At 43.4% G+C, this 19748-nt stretch carries 17 protein-coding genes and 2 tRNA genes; 9 read left to right on the forward strand and 10 right to left on the reverse strand.

Annotated features, from left to right (window positions below; all coding sequences use genetic code 11):
* Positions 1-333: 333 nt before the first annotated feature.
* Together EJ419_RS00730 and EJ419_RS00735 are read right to left on the reverse strand one after the other, a co-directional pair.
* The gene (locus EJ419_RS00730) at positions 334-513 is read right to left on the reverse strand and encodes a hypothetical protein (protein ID WP_131283008.1); all 180 of its coding nucleotides are present in this window, start codon (positions 511-513) and stop codon (positions 334-336) included.
* Between the two features lie 500 nt (positions 514-1013).
* Positions 1014-1087 (reverse strand) — tRNA-His (locus tag EJ419_RS00735).
* A gap of 296 nt (positions 1088-1383) precedes the next feature.
* Here EJ419_RS00735 and EJ419_RS00740 point away from each other — a divergent pair.
* On the forward strand, positions 1384-2148 hold the full coding sequence (locus EJ419_RS00740) for a hypothetical protein (RefSeq protein ID WP_131283009.1): 765 nt from the start codon (positions 1384-1386) through the stop codon (positions 2146-2148).
* A gap of 135 nt (positions 2149-2283) precedes the next feature.
* On the opposite strand, the gene EJ419_RS00745 is transcribed toward EJ419_RS00740, so the two are convergent.
* Complete coding sequence (locus EJ419_RS00745) at positions 2284-3429, reverse strand: glycosyltransferase (protein ID WP_131283010.1); 1146 nt, start codon at positions 3427-3429, stop codon at positions 2284-2286.
* 409 nt (positions 3430-3838) lie between these two features.
* Between EJ419_RS00745 and purT the strand changes: the two genes are divergently transcribed.
* The 6 genes from purT to purD all read left to right on the forward strand — a co-directional run bounded on the left by purT (position 3839) and on the right by purD (position 13954).
* Complete coding sequence (gene purT, locus EJ419_RS00750; RefSeq protein WP_240680290.1) at positions 3839-5077, forward strand: formate-dependent phosphoribosylglycinamide formyltransferase; 1239 nt, start codon at positions 3839-3841, stop codon at positions 5075-5077.
* Positions 5078-5173: 96 nt separating this feature from the next.
* Positions 5174-5923: a phosphoribosylaminoimidazolesuccinocarboxamide synthase gene (purC, locus tag EJ419_RS00755; RefSeq protein ID WP_131283012.1), complete on the forward strand. Its 750-nt coding sequence runs from the start codon at positions 5174-5176 to the stop codon at positions 5921-5923.
* A 152-nt stretch (positions 5924-6075) separates the two neighbouring features.
* Positions 6076-9834, forward strand: a complete 3759-nt coding sequence (locus EJ419_RS00760) for a phosphoribosylformylglycinamidine synthase (RefSeq protein ID WP_131283013.1) — start codon at positions 6076-6078, stop codon at positions 9832-9834.
* Positions 9835-9970: 136 nt separating this feature from the next.
* On the forward strand, positions 9971-11425 hold the full coding sequence (purF, locus tag EJ419_RS00765; protein WP_131283014.1) for an amidophosphoribosyltransferase: 1455 nt from the start codon (positions 9971-9973) through the stop codon (positions 11423-11425).
* Positions 11426-11561: 136 nt separating this feature from the next.
* Positions 11562-12611 (forward strand): phosphoribosylformylglycinamidine cyclo-ligase, encoded by a 1050-nt coding sequence (purM, locus tag EJ419_RS00770; RefSeq protein WP_131283015.1) that lies wholly within the window; start codon positions 11562-11564, stop codon positions 12609-12611.
* Between the two features lie 59 nt (positions 12612-12670).
* A complete protein-coding gene (gene purD, locus EJ419_RS00775) occupies positions 12671-13954 on the forward strand; it encodes a phosphoribosylamine--glycine ligase (protein WP_420836903.1) in 1284 nt (427 codons plus the stop codon).
* 271 nt (positions 13955-14225) lie between these two features.
* Here purD and EJ419_RS00780 read toward each other — a convergent pair whose 3' ends face one another.
* From EJ419_RS00780 to purE, 3 genes are all read right to left on the reverse strand, one after another.
* Positions 14226-14804, reverse strand: coding sequence for a DNA-3-methyladenine glycosylase I (locus EJ419_RS00780; protein WP_131283017.1), 579 nt, complete (start codon positions 14802-14804; stop codon positions 14226-14228).
* Positions 14805-14904: 100 nt separating this feature from the next.
* Entirely contained in the window at positions 14905-16104 is a 1200-nt protein-coding gene (purK, locus tag EJ419_RS00785; RefSeq protein ID WP_131283018.1) for a 5-(carboxyamino)imidazole ribonucleotide synthase, read from the reverse strand.
* The gene (purE, locus tag EJ419_RS00790; protein WP_131283019.1) at positions 16088-16585 is read right to left on the reverse strand and encodes a 5-(carboxyamino)imidazole ribonucleotide mutase; all 498 of its coding nucleotides are present in this window, start codon (positions 16583-16585) and stop codon (positions 16088-16090) included. Before purE ends, purK begins: the two co-directional genes overlap by 17 nt.
* Before the next feature lie 188 nt (positions 16586-16773).
* On the opposite strand from purE, the gene EJ419_RS00795 reads away from it, so the two are divergent.
* Both EJ419_RS00795 and EJ419_RS00800 read left to right on the forward strand, forming a co-directional pair.
* A tRNA-Arg gene (locus tag EJ419_RS00795) sits at positions 16774-16846 on the forward strand.
* A gap of 51 nt (positions 16847-16897) precedes the next feature.
* Entirely contained in the window at positions 16898-17191 is a 294-nt protein-coding gene (locus EJ419_RS00800) for a cupin domain-containing protein (protein WP_131283020.1), read from the forward strand.
* 102 nt (positions 17192-17293) lie between these two features.
* Here the strand turns inward: EJ419_RS00800 and EJ419_RS00805 are convergent, their stop codons facing one another.
* From EJ419_RS00805 to EJ419_RS00820, 4 genes are read right to left on the reverse strand one after another with little or no spacing between them, the layout of a single operon-like run.
* Positions 17294-18502: an Mbeg1-like protein gene (locus tag EJ419_RS00805; RefSeq protein WP_131283021.1), complete on the reverse strand. Its 1209-nt coding sequence runs from the start codon at positions 18500-18502 to the stop codon at positions 17294-17296.
* Positions 18495-19091, reverse strand: coding sequence for a DUF1310 family protein (locus tag EJ419_RS00810; RefSeq protein WP_338068208.1), 597 nt, complete (start codon positions 19089-19091; stop codon positions 18495-18497). Before EJ419_RS00810 ends, EJ419_RS00805 begins: the two co-directional genes overlap by 8 nt.
* A complete protein-coding gene (locus EJ419_RS00815) occupies positions 18973-19401 on the reverse strand; it encodes a DUF1310 family protein (protein WP_131283023.1) in 429 nt (142 codons plus the stop codon). Before EJ419_RS00815 ends, EJ419_RS00810 begins: the two co-directional genes overlap by 119 nt.
* Positions 19402-19671 (reverse strand): hypothetical protein, encoded by a 270-nt coding sequence (locus tag EJ419_RS00820; RefSeq protein ID WP_131283024.1) that lies wholly within the window; start codon positions 19669-19671, stop codon positions 19402-19404.
* Positions 19672-19748 lie beyond the last annotated feature (77 nt).

Consider the following 19748-nt stretch of genomic DNA (forward strand, 5'->3'; position numbering starts at 1 on the left):
GTTCTGGCTGTAAGTGATATTCATGCCATCTGCGCTTCTGTCTTCGGTTTAGGCTGTGTATTCTAAGAGACTTCCCAACCGCGTAATTAATAAGTCTTTTAGAGCATACAATACCCTAGACGATTAAGTACTAATAGCAGAAAATGTAGCGTACACAACAATTCAATAAGGAAAACGCATAAGCATATTTCGCTACTCAAAAAAATTAGACGCCAAGTGCGAATAATTCGCTGACACATGCAAATGGTTTGTCGAAGCACAAGATCAATACCCTTCGCTATAGCAAGCACCGCCTATGAGCGTAGGAGCATCGAAACCTGCGCTTCTCATACGCTACTTGTCATCTTGAGTGAGAAGATTTATCCATTCCGCAATTCCACGCGAAATTAGATGAAGCGCTAGCAACAATACAGTAGCAGCCGCCACCCTATCATTACCGTTAAAATACGTAACTGCAAGAACTGTAGCAGCGATTGCGCACAGAAAACTAACAATACGCAGTGTCAATTTCATCAACCGAAGCATTTCTCGCGTATCTCCGTTATCCCTAAGAATTCGGAAGCCAATTCAGTAATCGCACCTCCTAGTGCCATTATTTTTTCAAAATTAAATGAGGCTCCAGCCATGATTTGAATTACTCTCCACACTCCTCCAAGTTTACTGACGTGACGCTTAATTTTTAGGATCTTTCCAGCAGCCACGAGGTTACTTCCAAGGAGAAACCCTACAGCCGCCATACAACCCAAAAAGTCAGCTCTGTCCTGGAAATACGAATGCTTTTCTTGCCAATTTTTAAGAGCTTGATCTCCTTAAAGCAGTACAGAATCAGAGACACTAGTGTAATAGTTCAAAAGTGTCTTATAGGTAGATATTTCCCTATAACGGCGCATCATCGTCGCCCTCCTCTTCTCATTTCGCACTGAGAAAATCCTCACAATAGAAGTATTAAGTATATCGCAAAATACGTATCGAGGAAAACAAAAGAATTTACAAAAATAGACTACACAACAGAGGGTGGCTGACGAGACTTGAACTCGCGACCTCCTGAACCACAATCAGGTGCTACTACCGACTGAGCTACAGCCACCACGTTTACACTTTCTCAGTGCAACATAGGAGAGTTTACATCATTCTTTTCTACGACACGGCGAAGAAAAGAAAAAACTTTTATAAGAAGCGAAAGTAAAACACCAACGAGATTACGAAATGACTCTGCATTCCTAGGCTATAATTTGTATTAGACGGTCTGTTACAAGGAGATGGCGACGAGGCAAGTTATAGCCAAACCAAAAACTATATCATGAAGAGACTGTTCAAAGAAAAAACTAATTAATCTGCGTATTTTAGTCTGCATATTTACACAGAAAGTTTCAAGGAGTAATCATGCATTTAAGAGGAAAAATTTCTCGCGTATTATTATGCATCCTTGCACTAATAGTGTGCTTTAGTCTATGCTCATGCCGGAAAGTAAATTCCGAAGATTATTCCAAAGCATACAATCTTATCTCTCAAGAATTAAAACAAAACCACTTACACGGCACACTTAAAATTACGAATATCCGATGGCAGACGTTAGAAACGCCTGGTTATATAACAGAATTTACCTATACCGAGAAAACCTATGACGGACAAACTCTTACTTTGGATGCACAATGTCGAATTGAGAAAAATTGGACGGACGTAGATAAGACCTGTCTGCCGCATTACACAGACAGTTATATGAAACAGAAGTCTGTGAAAGATTATGAAGACAACCTTAAGAAAAATATACAGCAACAACAATTAGGCGTTGAGGTTACAGACGTTAACATCCTAACCAAAACTGACAGTTACTCAACAGTCAAAGAGATAGCGCGAGAGAATCTACAACAGGGGAAAACTGATTTCGCCGGGTATTTTGAGATACCTTATCAAACTCTTTTCGAGAAAAATATCGTCAGTATCAGTATCGATATTACTTCCAACAAGGGGTATGATCAGCTACAAAAAGATGTATACAGCATGGTTGACAAGCTTGATGCGCATGCTTTGCCAAACGGAGAATACGCTATATATTTCGATGGTAAAGAAAGTGGGAACTCTTCTTTCAGAACGCCTTTCCACGTAAAAGATGGAAAAGCCCTACTGGATTATGACACAACCGATTAGTTTAAATTACTATTTTATGTGATACATATCATTACATACGTAGTTAATATGCAACATACATGTTTTCGATGGTAGATATTTTAGGGGGTAGATTCCAGCTACATAACTGGCATAGCTGGAATCTTCCCCTAAAGTTTATATGCCGATAGCTTCACGTTCCATCTCGATAAATTTATGTATGGACTGCTTAATGCTGTAAGTCTTGCGAGTATGTTGCGCATACGTTTGCCCCCATTGAGCACGCTGCGAAGGATTATCTATCCAATAATCAATTAATGATGCCAATTCACGCGCATCCCCCACTTGAAAAAGGGATTCATTGCATAAAGCAAAGTCTCGCGCAGCACTCAAATGTGCGGAAGCAATTACCGGTACTACCCCGACCGCCATTGCCTCTATAACGGAAATCCCTTCTATATCTGCTTTTGAACAGTGAACAAAAAGATTAGCATTGGCAAGAAAGTCTGGCATTTTTTCGTGTGATACAAACTGAATAGACCATGAGCCGTCATCCAAATTTTGCGAAGCTAGTGCACGAAGTTGCTTTTCGCGTGGGCCAGCTCCAGCAATTCTTAACTCTATATCATGCTTGTGTTGGCTTAAATTAATAGCACGAATAAGTGTTTCATGAGATTTTTCTTCACTTAAACGGCCTGACGCGACGATAACAAAGCGTTTACGTTCTGGAGTTGCCCACCGAGGTTCCTCATCTCGTTCAGCAAATAATGCATCATCATAACCATTGGAAAAAACATGCAGTTTCTGGTGAAAACCATGTGCGACTAATTGCCCCTCCTCCATATGTGTAGGCACATGGATATGGTCGATTAAATCATAAAACCCCTTCTTCATCCATCGATAGATTCTCTCAACCATATGCGGCACTAGGCCAAGAAATGGAGCATTTGAAATAATATTTTCCGACTGAACATGAAAGCCAGCAGTAACAGGAACATTATGAGATAGACAATATTTCAATGCTGCTCGCCCAAACGGAAAAGGCATATAAATATGAATAGCATCGACCCCGTCAAAAGCACGTTTAAAAAGCTCCTCGTCAGGCTTAGCGAATACCACTTGATGAGGTCGTGCAAATTCTGAAACAATAGGTATATATTGTTCGCGAGCGCGAAAACGTTTGTCAGGCGCTCCCACGCCGACAAGGCGTACATGCACTCCTTCTGCTTCAAGTTCTTTAGCAAATTGAGCAGCAGAGTTTGATGTACCGTTGCCCGCATTTCCTAAAGTATCAACGACCAAGGCAATTGTAAGAGTATCCATACTTTCATTTTAATAAATTTATATATCAGAAACGCATTCATCATGCTTCACAGTTATCACGTTTCAAGTCGCACTTGGTTGCATACTCAAATGTGATCAAGGCTGTAAATATCAAGGTCGTACGATCGAAATTGCAATAGTGGCATAGACCCCAAGCATGCGAGAAGTTCTGGCCGAGGGAACATGCTCACGATTCACCCGTAACTCATATCTTGTCGAAGACTGCGGATCAGTCACAACGAGATAAGACTAGATAAAGATTACTTCCTATACACTATAACGCACTGTCATAGTACGCTGGGCATGACACAATAAAAGTATGAGTTCTCACGTATCTTCAGCTATATCCAATGAGTCATCGCAATCAGCAGGTTTCGTGGATTTATCAGAATCATCGACCGAATCTCGCATGCTAGGTTCACCATATTCTTCTGACGAATATACAACTCGAGTTATGCTTTTGGGCTCGGGTGAACTCGGAAAAGAGATTGCGATAGAAGCAATGAGATTAGGCGCTTATGTCATTGCTGTGGATTCCTATGAGCACGCTCCTGCACAGCATATTGCTCACGAGGCTCGCGTCATTGATATGAGCGACGAAGAAACATTGACTCATTTAATTGATGAAGTTCACCCAGATATCATTGTCCCAGAAGTTGAAGCGATAGCGACATCCTCCCTTCTTCATGCAAAACACATAGGATCGCAAGTCGTTCCTAGCGTATCTATCGCCCAAATTTGCATGAATCGAGAGAAATTACGTGTCTTAGCTGCTGAGCAATGTCACGTACCTACTACCCCATATCGATTCGCTCAAAGCGAGGAAGAACTTCTTACAGGAGCTCGTGAAGTTGGTTTCCCGTGTATCGTAAAACCTATTTTGTCCTCTTCTGGTCATGGACAGTCTATTGCCCGCAGCGAGGACGATATCACTCACTCTTGGCGAGTAGCTCAGCAAGATCGTCGCACAGCAAATGACGGACATATATCCCGTGTCATTGTAGAAGCTCTTGCTCCACTCGACTACGAGCTCACTATTTTAACTGTTTCTTCTAGTACGGGAGTGGTGACATGCACTCCTATCGGGCATGTCCAAAAAGACGGAGACTATCGAGAATCCTGGCAACCAGCTCACGTACCCGATGATATCTTGATGAGATGCCATGATATCGCTCGAACAGTTGTAGAAACCCTCGTATCCGACGCACAAGAATCTGGTGAAAAAGGATGGGGAGTTTTTGGGGTTGAGCTCTTTGTTCTTACAGATGGACAGGTACTCTTCAACGAGGTCTCTCCACGACCGCATGATACCGGTATGGTTACCATGATTTCTCAGGATTTAAGTGAATTTGCACTCCATGCACGAGCGATTTTAGGAATTCCTGTATATCAAGAATCTGTCTGTCTTCGTCGAAATGATACAGCATATGCGAGCAGAGCAGTCGTTATTGAAGGCAACGGCGAAGTAATATTCTCACATCTGTCCTCTACGCTTGCATCCCCTCACACTGATATACGACTTTTTGGGAAACCGGAAGTTCACGGACACCGAAGAATGGCTGTTTTACTTGGAGCTGCTAACGATATCAATCATGCACGCGCACTCACCGAAAATATGATTCGAGATATGCGTTTCACAGTTCGATAATTTACCCAATTTTCATGTCGTTTTGTAGCAACCACTTGCTACGGTAAAAGTATTACAGCGCACTATTGCACTTGCATTCGCAAAGAAAGGCCAGCCATGGAAAAGCGCGAAAAGCTCTATGAAGGCAAAGCAAAGAAATTATACGCGACTGATAATCCAGATATCCTCTGGGTTGAATATATGAACCAAGCCACCGCTGGTAATGGTGCAAAGAAAGAACAAATTGAGGGTAAGGGCCGTCTCAATAATCGCATTACTTCGGTTATTTTTAATGAACTGCATTACCGTGGAATTTCGAGCCATTTTGTGAAGCAAATTAGCGAGACTGAGCAGCTCAATCGTCACCTGACTATGTTCCCGCTCGAAATTATTTGCCGCAATATCGCTGCTGGTTCTTTTGCTAAGCGTTACGGTATTGAAGAAGGAACCGTTCTCAGTCGTCCTGTCGTAGAGTTCTGCTTGAAAGATGATGCTCTGGGTGATCCATTCATTAATTCTGACGATTTGATTGCGCTGAATATCGCTACATCCGATCAGCTTGATTTGATTCGTGCGAAAGCTCGTGAAATCAATCACGCATTAACTGCAATGTTTGCCGATATTGATGTAACTCTCGTTGATTTCAAGATTGAAATGGGAACTACAGCTGACGGTACTATCATGCTTGCGGACGAGGTTACCCCTGATACATGCCGTTTGTGGGATAAAGCGAAGACCAGCGCTGACCATATCGAGCATCTTGATAAGGATCTCTTCCGTCGCGATTTGGGAAGCATTATTCCTGCTTATGAGGAAATTCTTGCACGCTTGGAAAAGCTGAACGCTTCTCATACACTTACTGATTAATACTTTATGCCGGCACTCTTATGCCGGCATATTTCATCTTTATAACTTAAAACTTCAAAACTAAATAATTAATAAATAATAAATAAATACTGCCCGCAACACTTAGTACATTCTCAACTATTATTCAACATCTAACGATTCGAAGGACTAGCATGGTTTATCGTGTTCTCGTAGAGAAAAAGCCTGGTTTTGATATTCATGAGCAGCAATTGCTAAATGAGCTCAAACATACTGTTGCAGTTACTAATCTTTCAGGTCTGCGCATTTTTAATCGTTACGACGTTGAAGGTTTGAGTGAAGACCTTTTTGAGCAGTCTATTTCGACTGTTTTTAGCGAACCACAGTCAGATAACGTGTACAACGAATTGCCTGATGATGCCGCGCATAATGCTTATGCAGTATTTGCTGTTGAATTCCTTCCAGGGCAATTTGATCAGCGCGCAGCTTCTGCAAGTGAGTGCATTCAGCTTATTACACAAGGCGAACGTCCGACAGTTCGTTCCTCAACTGTATACGCCCTCTATGGCTCCCAATTAACGAATACAGACGTTGATGCTGTTCGCTCATACGTTATTAATCCTGTTGAAGCTCGAGAGGCAAGTCTCGAACTTCCTGAGACATTAACAGTTGATATCCCTCAGCCAGATCCAGTAGAAATTATTGAAGGTTTCCGCGAATTTACTTCTGCCCAACTCGCTGACTTTATCAGCGATCGTGGTTTAGCTATGGATTTGGCGGATATCGAGTTTTGTCAGAACTACTTCATCAATGAAGAAAAACGCGACCCATCGATTACTGAAATTCGTGTTATCGACACTTATTGGTCAGACCATTGCCGTCACACCACTTTCAATACTGAACTTGATAGCATCGAAATTGATGATGCAGTTGTTAAAGCTGCTTTCGATCGTTACTTACAGATGCGTCATGAACTAGGCCGTGATTCTAAACCTATTTCTTTGATGGATATGGGTACTATCGGCGGGCGATATCTCAAGTCACAAGGCATTTTAAAGAATCTCGATGAATCCGAAGAAATTAATGCATGCACAGTGAAAGTAACTGTTGACGTGGATGGAGAAAATCAAGATTGGCTTTTCCTCTTTAAGAATGAAACCCATAACCATCCTACAGAAATCGAGCCTTTTGGCGGTGCAGCAACATGTGTAGGTGGCGCTATCCGCGATCCTCTTTCCGGTCGCTCATATGTATACCAAGCTATGCGAGTGACCGGCGCTGGAGATCCACGAGTTCCAGTTTCTCAAACTCTTCAGGGAAAACTTCCTCAGCGTAAGATTGTCACAACCGCAGCTGCAGGCTACTCGTCGTATGGTAACCAGATCGGTCTGGCAACCGGCCAAGTCCACGAACTCTACCACCCTGGCTACGTAGCAAAGCGCATGGAAATTGGCGCGGTGGTTGGCGCAGCACCACAGGAAAATGTGCGCCGTGAAGTACCTGCCCCGGGTGATGTCATCGTGCTACTTGGCGGTCGTACCGGCCGCGATGGAATCGGCGGCGCAACAGGCTCTTCTAAGTCACATAACGTTGAATCTATCGAAAAAGACGGTGCGGAAGTTCAAAAGGGTAATGCTCCTGTAGAGCGCAAGCTCCAGCGTCTCTTCCGCCGAAACGATGCTTGCAAGCTTATCAAGCGTTGCAATGATTTCGGCGCTGGTGGTGTCTCTGTGGCTATCGGTGAGCTTGCCGATGGTGTACACGTTAATCTCAACGCTGTTCCGAAGAAATATGAGGGCTTAGATGGAACTGAGCTTGCTATTTCTGAAAGCCAAGAGCGTATGGCTGTAGTACTTGATGCCAAAGATGTGGATGAGTTCCTTGGCTATGCTGTCGAGGAAAACCTTGAAGCTGTACCAGTTGCCGATGTTACCGAGGATGCACGCGTTGTTATGGAGTTCAATGGCGACACTATCGTTAATGTCAGCCGAGAATTCTTGTCTTCTAACGGAGCTGCTAAGCATCAAGATGTTCATGTGGTAGCAGCGCAGGCTATTGAGTCGCCATGGGCTCTCAATACGTCAGGCGATATGACGCTTGCACAGCGTCTCACACATGTTGTACGCGATATTAACGTAGCATCAAATAAGGGCTTGTCCGAGCGCTTCGATTCTACTATTGGCGCCTCGACAGTGTTGATGCCATTTGGCGGTAAGAACCAGTTAACTCCTTCGAGTGCTATGGTCGCGAAGTTCCCAGTCGATGGCGAGACCACTACTGCATCCGCTATGGCATGGGGCTTTAATCCATTCATTATGGAGAAGAATCAATTTACCGGAGCATATCTATCAGTCGTTGAATCTATCGCAAAGTTAATTGCTGCTGGATTCACCCGTGAAAAAGCTTATTTAAGCTTCCAAGAGTACTTTGAGAAACTTCGTGATTGTCCTAATCGTTGGGGCAAGCCTACCGCTGCAGTACTCGGTGCTTTGATGGCTCAAATCGACTTAGATGTGGCGGCTATCGGTGGCAAAGATTCTATGAGCGGAAGCTTCGAAGATCTTGATGTGCCTCCTACTTTGGTTAGCTTCGCCGTTTCAACCGGACACGTTGACTATGCGATTTCGCCAGAATTTAAGAACGCTGGAAGCCGTGTTATTCGAATTCTTCCACATTATAATAGCGACAGCATTACACCACAGTGTGAAAGCTTGAAAGCTGTATTACAAGCAGTAGAGAACTTAGCACATAACCATAGCGCTCTTGCTATCTCTACACCTGGATACAGTGCTACGATTGGTTCACTCTTTGCTATGAGCATCGGAAACAGTCTAGGCATCGAGCTTTCTGACGATATACAGATTGATGATCTCTTCGATTACGCTTACGGAAGCTTTATCATTGAGCTTTCAGAAGGCGCAACCTTGCCAGAGAACGAATTGTATACCATTGAGGAACTAGGAACGACTTCTTCGCAATTCGTACTGCGTACTGCACATGAAACAGTTAATTTAGCTGAAATTCAAGAGGAATGGGAATCCGCCATGGAATCCGTTTTCCCTTATCGCAGCGAGAAGAACACGGCACAAACAGTTGAAACTATTTCATACAGTGGCACACCAGTTCTCAACCATGCTAAGACATCACTCGCTAAGCCTCGCGTCATTATCCCAGTCTTCCCTGGAAATAACTGTGAGTATGACACTCTGCGCGCTTTCCGCCGTGCAGGCGCCCAACCTGAGACATTAATTATCAATAATTTAACACCTCAGGCAGTAGCTGAAAGCACTCATGAACTTGCTCAGTCTATTCGTAATTCTCAAATTGTGATGATTCCTGGTGGCTTCTCAGGTGGCGATGAGCCAGATGGATCTGCCAAGTTCATCGCAGCATTCTTCCGATCTCCAGAAGTTACGGATGCTGTGCGCGATTTGCTCAATAACCGAGATGGACTCATGCTTGGTATTTGCAACGGCTTCCAAGCTCTTATTAAGCTTGGACTTGTGCCATTTGGCGACATCGTGCCAATGGATGATACATGCCCTACATTGACTTTCAATACAATTGGCCGTCACCAAAGTCGTCTTGTTCGTACGCGAGTTTCAAGCACTAAGAGTCCTTGGCTTTCTAAGACCGAAGTAGGCGATATTCATACTATCGCTATCAGCCACGGAGAGGGACGTTTCGTTGCTTCTCCTGAGATGCTCGAAACACTTAAATTGAATGGTCAAATTGCCACGCAATACGTAGATGAAGAAGGCGTTCCAAGCCTTGACCTATCAGTTAATCCAAACGGTTCTGTGCTCTCTATTGAAGGTATTACAAGCCCTGATGGTCGAGTACTAGGAAAGATGGGACATACTGAGCGCAATGGTTACGGTGTCTATAAGAATGTTCCAGGAAATACATTCCAACCACTTATCGAGGGCGGTGTTAGCTACTTTACTGAGTAACCACAGTAACCACTTTGCTAAGTAGCGGCTTTTTGATAGATAAACTCACATATCCATTAAAAAGCTCACGAGCACTTAAACGCTAGTAAACGAAGTAAACGAGAAGCGAAAACGAGTTTAGAAAACAGGAGTTTATATGTCTGCAGAACTTGAAGGCTTACACGAAGAGTGTGGCATCTTCGGCGTTTGGGGACATCCAGATGCTGCACGTCTGACGTACTTCGGCCTGCACGCTTTGCAACATCGTGGCCAGGAAGGTGCTGGAATCGTCAGCAATGACAACGGTGAACTGCACGGTTACCGTGGTCTTGGCCTACTGTCACAAGTGTTTAATGATAATAGCCAAATTGAACGACTCAAAGGTAACGCAGCTATCGGGCACGTCCGTTATGCGACGAGTGGTTCAGGAACGGTTGATAATATCCAACCATTTCTTTTCAGATTCTATGACGGTGACTTTGCACTTGCTCATAATGGCAATCTCACCAATGGTCGCCAACTTCGTCGTGTATTAGAAGAGACTGGTGGAATTTATCATTCTAATTCTGATACCGAAGTTTTGATGCATCTTATTCGTCGTAGTTCGAAGCGAACTTTCATCGAGCAGCTCAAAGAAGCACTAAATACGGTTCATGGCGGCTTTGCTTACATGCTCATGAAGAACGACTGCATGATTGGTGCACTTGACCCTAATGGTTTTAGGCCTCTCTCACTTGGTCAAATGACCAACGGAGCATATGTGCTCGCTTCTGAAACATGCGCGTTGGATATCGTTAGTGCTCGTTTTATTCGCGATATTCAACCTGGTGAACTTATCATCATTAATGATGATGGATACACCATCGAAAAGTATGCCGATAATACTCAAAAAGCTATCTGCTCGATGGAGTTTATCTATTTCGCTCGTCCTGATTCAAATATTTACGGCGTCAATGTTCATTCAGCACGAAAACGTGCAGGTGCTCGTCTTGCCCAAGAGTCACCTGTTGAAGCAGATATGGTTATAGGCGTACCAAATTCTTCCTTATCTGCCGCAGCCGGTTATGCAGAAGCAAGTGGACTTCCTAACGAAATGGGTTTGGTTAAGAATCAGTATGTTGCACGTACCTTCATTCAACCTACTCAAGAGCTTCGAGAGCAAGGCGTTCGCATGAAGCTTTCAGCAGTTCGTGGTGTTGTCGAAGGAAAACGCGTAATCGTTATCGATGATTCTATCGTGCGTGGAACCACTAGCAGACGTATCGTTCAGCTTCTCAAAGAGGCAGGAGCAGCAGAAGTTCATATGCGTATCGCTTCCCCACCTCTTCGCTACCCTTGCTATTACGGAATTGATATTTCCCGTACTAGTGAACTCATCGCTGCACATAAAAGCGTTCAAGAGATCTGCGAATTTATCGGCGCGGATTCTCTTGCATACTTATCCATTGATGGTCTTGTCGAAACTGTTGGATTACAAGAAGATGCGCCATATGGCGGACTATGCGTTGCGTACTTCAACGGCGATTATCCTACTAGTTTGGGCGATTACGAAAAAGAATTCCTTGAATCCATCACACCTGAAGATAAGGAACGCCTGACTCGTTTTGCATAAGATTCAAGTCAATATTTCGGCAATGAATATACACAATATTCCTCTCATACTGAAAAAATAGAAACTTTAGAATCTACTGAAGAAATTGAAATGACTCTCAATGATCCTAACCAAACACTGAAAGAAGGAGAATAACATGCCATCTGCATACGAAAATGCTGGCGTTAGCGTAGAAGCAGGTTACGAAGTAGTACGTCGTATCCAGCAGCATGTAGCACGTACTGCTCGCCCAGGAGCCGGTGGAATTGGTGGTTTTGGTGGACTCTTTGATTTGTCCATCCTTGGATATGATGAACCAGTTCTTGTCTCCGGCACTGATGGTGTAGGCACTAAACTTCTTGTCGCAAAAGCAGCAAATAAGCATGACTCTATCGGCATCGACTGCGTAGCGATGTGTGTCAATGACATCTTGGCACAGGGCGCTGAGCCACTCTTCTTCCTCGATTACATCGCTTGCGGTAAGAATGACCCTATTCTCCTCGAGCAGGTAGTTAAAGGTGTTACTGATGGATGCGTCCAAGCGAGGGCTGCTTTGGTCGGCGGCGAGACTGCGGAGATGCCTGATATGTATGATGAAGATGAGTATGATCTCGCCGGTTTTACTGTAGGCGTTGTGGAAAAGAGCACAATCATCGATGGATCTGCAATTCGTGAGGGTGACATCATGATTGGCCTGCCATCATCAGGCGTACATTCTAACGGTTTTTCTCTTGTTCGTAAGGCTCTTTTCAAGGATGGTGGTCTCACCGTTGATTCCGAACTTGAAGAGCTTGACGGTCAAAAACTCGGTGACGTACTTCTTGCACCAACTCGTATCTATGCACAAGCTCTTAAGCCATTGTTTACCAAGGGCAAGGGCAACAAGCAGATCCTTAATGGTATAGCACATATTACCGGTGGTGCTTTTGTAGAAAAGGTTCCACGCATCATTCCTGAAGGTTTGGCCGCTTCCTTCGATATCACGTCTTGGGATGTACCGCCTATCTTCCAAGTTCTGGAGAAGTATGGTCATGTCGACCACAAGGAAATGTATAACATTTTCAACATGGGTATCGGCATGGTTCTGATGGTATCCCCTGAAAATGTCGCTGAGGTTGAGCGCATCCTTGACGAGAACGGTGAGAAGCATTACACAGTTGGTCGCATTGTCAAGGATAATGGCGAGCGCGTAGAGCTTCACGATTAGGCCACTTACATCGACGTTTTATTCATATTTGTGAGATTTGAGAAAACATAGGAAAAATCATGACACGAGTTTTAGTTATCGGTTCAGGCGGCCGCGAACATGCCATCGCTCACGCGCTACTTCGTGGACAAAGCGTTGACGAAGTATATTGTGCCCCTGGAAATCCAGGCATGAAGGATGACGGTATTATTACTGTCGACTTGAGCGTTTCAAATCACAGCGCTCTTATTGATTTTGCTCAAGATAAGGGAATTAATTGGGTCTTTGTCGGTCCAGAAAATCCTCTTATTGAAGGTATGGTTGACGATTTTGAAGTTGCTGGCATTCGAGCATTCGGTCCTACACGTGCTGCAGCTCAGATAGAAGGCTCAAAAACTTTTGCTAAGGAACTAATGGCTCGTTTAAACGTTCCAACTGCTGCTTATGCAAGCTTTGATAACTATGAGGATTCTGTTGCTTATGTACGCGAGCAAGGTGCACCAATTGTTATTAAAGCTGATGGTTTAGCCGCAGGCAAGGGCGTTACTGTAGCAATGGACGAGGAGACCGCTGTACAGGCTTTGGCGGATATCTTTGTGGATAATCGTTTTGGTTCCGCTGGATCAAGCGTTGTCATTGAAGAATTCCTTGAAGGCCAAGAGTTTTCTTTAATGAGTTTTGTACGTGGCGACGAGTTTTGGACAATGCCTATTTCCCAAGATCACAAACGTGCTTATGACAATGATGAGGGACCTAATACGGGTGGCATGGGAGCTTACTCCCCTGTCCCTCAGATTCCTCAAACGGTTGTCGATGAAGCAATCGAAACTATCGTACGCCCTGTCACTGCTGGCATGGTCGATGAAGGAACTCCATTTAACGGAATCCTCTATGCTGGTTTGATTGCGACAGCTGATGGGCCAAAGGTTATTGAATTTAATGCTCGCTTTGGAGACCCTGAGACTGAAGTAGTTTTGCCTAAGCTTACAAGCGATTTAGGTGCTGGCATTGAGGCGATTCTCGATGGATCTGAGCCAGTATTTGAGTGGGATAATGAGCGTACCACTCTAGGAGTTGTCGTTGCAAGTGATGGATATCCAGATAATACAAAAACTGGTGCTGCTATTCATAACTTCGACTGCAGCGCTACTGCTGATTCTCATGGGACGCATGTGTATTATGCAGGTGTGACAGAAAACGATGCCGAAGATGGACTGATTGCTTCATCCGGCCGCGTCTTGCTTGTGCAAACCACAGCTGATACTCTTCAAGAGGCTCGACAAATTATTTACGATATCTTGGATAATACTGATACAACTGGAATGTTCTATCGCCATGATATCGGAAATAAAGCACTCGCATAATTAAGCAGTAATAGTTTCAATTCATAAGAGGTATGGGATCGTGCTCGTTCAAGCATAATCCCATACCTCTATCTATATTCGTTCTACTGTTGTTTTACATATTTTATCTGCACATGTTTGTCCAGATTCATCCCATATTCATGTCATGACCTATCAACGTTGAAGCGCGAGCATTGCCTCCATGCACCTTTATTGAACATGATAAGTATATTCTCTTACATCTCCACGTAGTAGCCCTTAGAGTACAACTGTATCCACTGATACGAAAATCTTACTTGCAATTAAGCAATCCCATAATTTCGAGGTATCTAAAGCAATTCACTTCATGATCATTCACTACACCTGTTCCCTCTAGAAAAGAATATACAACCACTGGGCCGACGAACGAAAAACCGTCAGACTTCATACTTTTGCTAATGTTAACCGCGAGCTCATCCGTGGCTGGGAGTTCATCTGACGATTTTATCCGATGATCAATTGGCTTAAAATCCACAAATTTCCATAAGTAGTCGTCGAACGAAATACCACGTTGTTGCATATCGTACACTACCCGAGCGTTGTGAATAATCGCTGCTATCTTGCGCTTATTACGAATAATCGCTGAATTCTCAAGCAAATCCGGTGACAGTGGGTTCATGGAAGAAACTTGCGCATAGTCAAAATCGCAGAACGCTTCCTTGAGAGCCTTACGCTTATTCAAAACCGTTTGCCAGCTCAAACCGCTTTGCATTACTTCTAAGGATAATAATTCAAAAAGCATCCGATTATCGTGACATGGAGTTCCCCACTCTTCATCATGATATCGTAGCATCAATTCATTTCCAGAATTCGCCCACTTGCACAGTCCCATGGAATATCCCCTTCGCTAGGTAAGAAAAAGTGCTTGCCTTCCCATGCGTAGTCCTCTTTGGACAAGAAAGGCAAGCACCTATCAATATTCGTAATTTAAGTTACTGCCAGATGCCAGTTTCCTCGAATTCTCGAAGTAGTGTATCCGTATCATACCCGAGAACTGTTACGTGCCCCATCTTACGGTTGAATTTTGAAACTGCTTTTCCGTAATCATGCACATGCCAGTGTGCATGCTGAGCAGAATATTCCATCACCTGATCAAGATGTTGTCCGAGTACATTAATCATGACAGCTGGACTCAAGAGCTGTGGCTGTGGCATATCCCAGCCAGCGATACCTCGAATATGCAAATCAAACTGATCGTAGTCACATGCTTCTATCGTATAGTGACCAGAATTGTGCGGACGTGGAGCCAATTCGTTGACGAGCACCTCACCATTATCCATAACAAACAACTCTAAAGCCAAAGTTCCAGCCAAATTGAAACCGGCTGCAAGATCAAGAGCCATCTGTTGAGCACGCTGTTCTACAAGCCTATCAACATCTGAAGGTTCTGCTCCAAACGCCGGAGCTACCGTGGTATGCAAAATATTATGCACGTGATGATTCTTAACAACCGGGAAAGTAACAAACTGTAGACCATTTCCTGATACAAGAATAGAAGCTTCATAGGCAAAACCAATCATCTTCTCTAAGATGGACTGCGGGAAGCCTGTTCCATCATCGCTTGTACTCCATAGCTTAATAGCTTCTTCTACATCGTCATCATTACGCAGTACTTTTTGACCGTGACCATCATAGCCGCCCTCCGCCGTCTTCAATACGGCAGGAAGGCCAATTTCTTGAACAGCTTCGCGAAGTGAATCTGCAGATGTAACTTCTGCCCATTGAGCTGTCATACCACCATGGTTATTGATAAATGTTTTTTCCGCAATTCGGTTTTGAGTAACACGAAGTAACTCAGTTCCCTGAGGAATTCGTACGCAGTCTGATACAGAGTCTAAAGCATCCGCATCTACGTTTTCGAATTCATATGTTAAGACATCGCTGCGCTTCGCAATGGCGGCAATAGCTTCTTTATCATCATAATCGGCAACTATCTGCTCATCACACGCACCAGCTGCTGGACATTCCTCAGTTGGATCTAAGACGACAGTGTGGAAACCCATATATCGAGCGGATAATGCCATCATTTGCCCAAGCTGACCACCACCAATAATGCCAATTGTTGCTCCACGTGATAGACGAGTGAGCTCAGAATGGTTAACACTAGTGGAATTACTAGTTAAGCTTGGCATTTGATTCCTCCACCATCTCTTTAAGTTCTGCACGATAATCGTCAAGTGCCTGCGCAAGTTCAGGATGAGAAGTCGACAAAATACTTACCGCAAGAAGTCCAGCATTTGTAGCGCCAGAATTACCAATCGCTGTGGTTGCCACTGGAATTCCTCCTGGCATTTGCACGATAGAAAGAAGCGAATCTACACCGCTTAATGCGCGCGACTTAACAGGAACTCCAATTACAGGAAGCGTCGTCTGTGCTGCTGTCATGCCAGGTAGATGAGCAGCACCACCAGCGCCAGCAATGATAACTTTAATACCTTTTTCACGAGCAGTATGCGCAAAATCAGCCATGAGCTCTGGGGTACGATGAGCGGAAATCACTTGCTTCATATAAGGCACATGGAAGCGATCTAGAATTTCGCAGGCGTGACTCATTGTTTCCCAGTCACTACTCGATCCCATAATTACTGCAACTTCAGGCGTGGTGTCAGTCATATCGTGTCCTTAATTCGACGAATGGAATATGCCTTTATAGACCTGATTTTACCGTTATGGGCGGAATTGATAGGTGTCTCGAAAGACTTTCTTTTCAGATCTCTTCATGTCTCTTCTTATAAAGAACACACCTTGAAAAACGCAACCATCTAGATTATCGTCCTAGCTTGCGATACAATGAATTTTATGCCCGCGTAGCTCAGCGGATAGAGCAGGTGACTTCTAATCTCCGTGTCGCAGGTTCGACTCCTGTCGTGGGCACTCTAGCTAATGCTTATCTGCTATGAAGCATAAGCGCAAGGAGGAGGAAACATGCGTATTTATTCTAGTTCTCCCGTTGATTTATTTGAAAACTTATACGAATCTGATTCGCAAACGGTAACACATTTGCATATTGCGCGCGATAAGAGTTCGGGGTGGCATAGCGTAGATTTTACTGTTGTTGTCGTTCCAATTTCGGGTACAGTGCGCTTTTCTACTCATGATAATTCGCGAACTATAACTGTCGGCGATATCGTGCGTATGGTTCCTGGCGAGGAACATAATCTAGAAGGATTAGGCGAAGTTGACTGCGACTTGATGGTGATAAAATCCAAGCTCGTTTAGTCTGCCAATATCATCTCTATCGCGTGTACTCTTTACATAGTTTGGTGGCTCAAGTTTTCATAAACTGGAGCCACCAAACTATTCACACTGTGTCAAATTCAGTTAATTCAAGGGAGGCATTAACATCATCAAATCGTAACTATCCATAAATTCATCCATACCAGAAGCAAGTTTAGAGTCGGTCTCCATTGCCTTATTCATCCCGGTATTAATCGTCTCTCTGAGCTCTTCAAAATCCCCAGAAATACTCGAAGCCTTATCGATAGCCGTCTGACTAGTCGATTGCAACTTTTCCTTTAGCTTCGAAATGGTTAACCCGTGAGCAGATATGACCGCATCGATTTCATCGGATGAGAGAGTATAAAGATTTGACTTTATTGTAGCTATCGCTTGAGAAAGCTGCTGCTCTAAATCATTGAGTTCCCTATTTCTCAAATTCTCGATATCTGTCTCTGCTGAACTAGCATCAGCAACCAAAGCATCTGAAAGATACTGTGCTTGAACATAATCAAGAATTAATTTTCCACTCGCCGACTTCGAAAACTTCGGATGTTGAGAGCGGTAATAAGAAAATGCTGCCTTCATTTCATTGAGGTTAGGTTTCGTTTCAGCAAGCCCTCCATCATCTTGCCACTGATAGCCACCCCACATGTGCTGGTCAATAGGAGACGCCCATTTTGAATTAACCTTATGCATTCGTCCAACCATGCCCAAACGACTTGAATATCCAAGCGGCACTGCATCCTTAGGATCAACATAATTATGTATTTTCCCACGAAGACGCAACACGTTGTGCTTCTCGTCTTTAGTCAATGTTGGATAAATATTTGGTCCTTCATACGCATAAACGCCATTGATACGACTTGGGTTGGTCACTTTTGCTGCAGCATACTGAGCGCACATCGATCCCAATGAATGTCCGTAAACATCGAAACTCGCATCAGGATGCTCTTTCATCAGCTTTTGCAACTCATCAGCTGCTTGGGAGATTTGTGGAGTAACACCTTTCTGACCTGACATGATACGCTGTGCCATAGGTATATCGTTATCAACCCAATCAACCCACGATCCATGTTTTGGTGGCGCCTCAGAACCACGATATAACACCGTATAATGCTGGTCATCAGACTTAACGACATACATTTTTAAGCCCGTTTTTTCGTCATTAACTACCTTATCGAGAGTACCTAAAGTAGTATTCTTCTCCCCAAAAGTTACGTTATGGTGATTGCGAGCATCACTATTTGTATAATCTTGATACTCAATATTCGCGATTTCTTTACGATCTTCTTCTGTATACGAATTACTCATCCGATTTTATGTCCTTTATTACACCTAATTCTTTATATAAGCTGTATGCTTGATCCGAAAAATCAAATTCATACACACGAAGAGTTCTTGCTGAGTTATCACGATTAAAATTTAACGTTATCCGTAAATCTGAGTTGTTGTTAAGAATAATGTCAGCAGATATTCCTCCCATAGGATTATGCCTTATTGTATCCGTTTTTATCTCATATGATTTTATTCTCCCAGAAGGAGTCAAGGCTTTCTTATCTGCTCTATGCAAACGTGCTTCAATTAACTCACGTCCCTGAGGACCTGTAACAATCTCATTCATATACGCTTGATCGCGCATAGGCTGTGTAGCAACCATAACACCTACTCCTAATAAAATGATAACGATAATTCCAGCAATAAATCCGACTCGATGTCTCTTTATGACAGCTTTGAACCTATTCAATGCGCCTTCCCCAATCGTTTTCCATCCAAACCGCATCTTATTTGCCTGTATAAGCACCAAGTTCTTGATACATTTTATAAGCTTTAGCGGAAAGACTTTGTTCATATACCATGAGTTCGCCTTTCGAATTATCTTTCGAAAAATGCATAGTGACATTATTGTCAGGATCATTATTAAACTCAATTCGCACAAAAATTCCACCCATAGGATCGTGCTTTATCGTATCTTCAAGAATTTTATACGATTTAATTTTCCCTGAAGAAGTCAAGGCATTCTTGTCCGTATGACGAAGACGAGCTTCAATAAGTTCTCGTCCTTGCGAACCCGTAACAATCTCATTCATATACGCTTGATCGCGCATAGGCTGTGTAGCAACCATAACACCTACTCCTAAAACAGCAATTCCGATAAGAACAGCGATAAAACCAATTCGATGGTTTTTTACAAATTTAAATATTTTTTCCATCTATTTTTCTCCGATGGAATCATACTGGGTAACATGCTTATCAATAGAGTCGCGTATAGCCTGAGAAGACTCACCCACGATTGCTGAATCCATCTGTTTCTTATCAGAATTAATATCACCTTTAGCTTGTTGGGCGCGCTTATGCGCATCTTTATTGAATTTCTTTTCTACTCGATCATAAATGCTTTGTAAGCCTTGAACATATACGTGCTCAAGTAACTGCTTGTGTAGTTCAATTAATTCGGGAGCATATCCTTTATTATCAGACATACATAGACTCCTGTTCTTGCACAGCCACGTTATTTAATTTCTTATTGTACTCATACAAAAAGGCACTGATGGCAAGC

This window comes from Alloscardovia theropitheci (assembly GCF_004332295.1).
GTDB lineage: Bacteria > Actinomycetota > Actinomycetes > Actinomycetales > Bifidobacteriaceae > Alloscardovia > Alloscardovia theropitheci.

Coding starts and splice junctions, on each gene's coding strand:
- EJ419_RS00745 (WP_131283010.1), bottom strand. CDS start 3,429: ATGGATACTCTTACAATTGCCTTGGTCGTTGATACTTTAGGAAATGCG.
- EJ419_RS00820 (WP_131283024.1), bottom strand. CDS start 19,671: ATGTCTGATAATAAAGGATATGCTCCCGAATTAATTGAACTACACAAG.
- purD (WP_420836903.1), top strand. CDS start 12,671: ATGACACGAGTTTTAGTTATCGGTTCAGGCGGCCGCGAACATGCCATC.
- EJ419_RS00815 (WP_131283023.1), bottom strand. CDS start 19,401: ATGGAAAAAATATTTAAATTTGTAAAAAACCATCGAATTGGTTTTATC.
- purF (WP_131283014.1), top strand. CDS start 9,971: ATGTCTGCAGAACTTGAAGGCTTACACGAAGAGTGTGGCATCTTCGGC.
- purE (WP_131283019.1), bottom strand. CDS start 16,585: ATGACTGACACCACGCCTGAAGTTGCAGTAATTATGGGATCGAGTAGT.
- purT (WP_240680290.1), top strand. CDS start 3,839: ATGCTAGGTTCACCATATTCTTCTGACGAATATACAACTCGAGTTATG.
- EJ419_RS00760 (WP_131283013.1), top strand. CDS start 6,076: ATGGTTTATCGTGTTCTCGTAGAGAAAAAGCCTGGTTTTGATATTCAT.
- EJ419_RS00740 (WP_131283009.1), top strand. CDS start 1,384: ATGCATTTAAGAGGAAAAATTTCTCGCGTATTATTATGCATCCTTGCA.
- purC (WP_131283012.1), top strand. CDS start 5,174: ATGGAAAAGCGCGAAAAGCTCTATGAAGGCAAAGCAAAGAAATTATAC.
- EJ419_RS00805 (WP_131283021.1), bottom strand. CDS start 18,502: ATGAGTAATTCGTATACAGAAGAAGATCGTAAAGAAATCGCGAATATT.
- purM (WP_131283015.1), top strand. CDS start 11,562: ATGCCATCTGCATACGAAAATGCTGGCGTTAGCGTAGAAGCAGGTTAC.
- EJ419_RS00800 (WP_131283020.1), top strand. CDS start 16,898: ATGCGTATTTATTCTAGTTCTCCCGTTGATTTATTTGAAAACTTATAC.
- EJ419_RS00730 (WP_131283008.1), bottom strand. CDS start 513: ATGAAATTGACACTGCGTATTGTTAGTTTTCTGTGCGCAATCGCTGCT.
- purK (WP_131283018.1), bottom strand. CDS start 16,104: ATGCCAAGCTTAACTAGTAATTCCACTAGTGTTAACCATTCTGAGCTC.
- EJ419_RS00810 (WP_338068208.1), bottom strand. CDS start 19,091: ATGTCACTATGCATTTTTCGAAAGATAATTCGAAAGGCGAACTCATGG.
- EJ419_RS00780 (WP_131283017.1), bottom strand. CDS start 14,804: ATGGGACTGTGCAAGTGGGCGAATTCTGGAAATGAATTGATGCTACGA.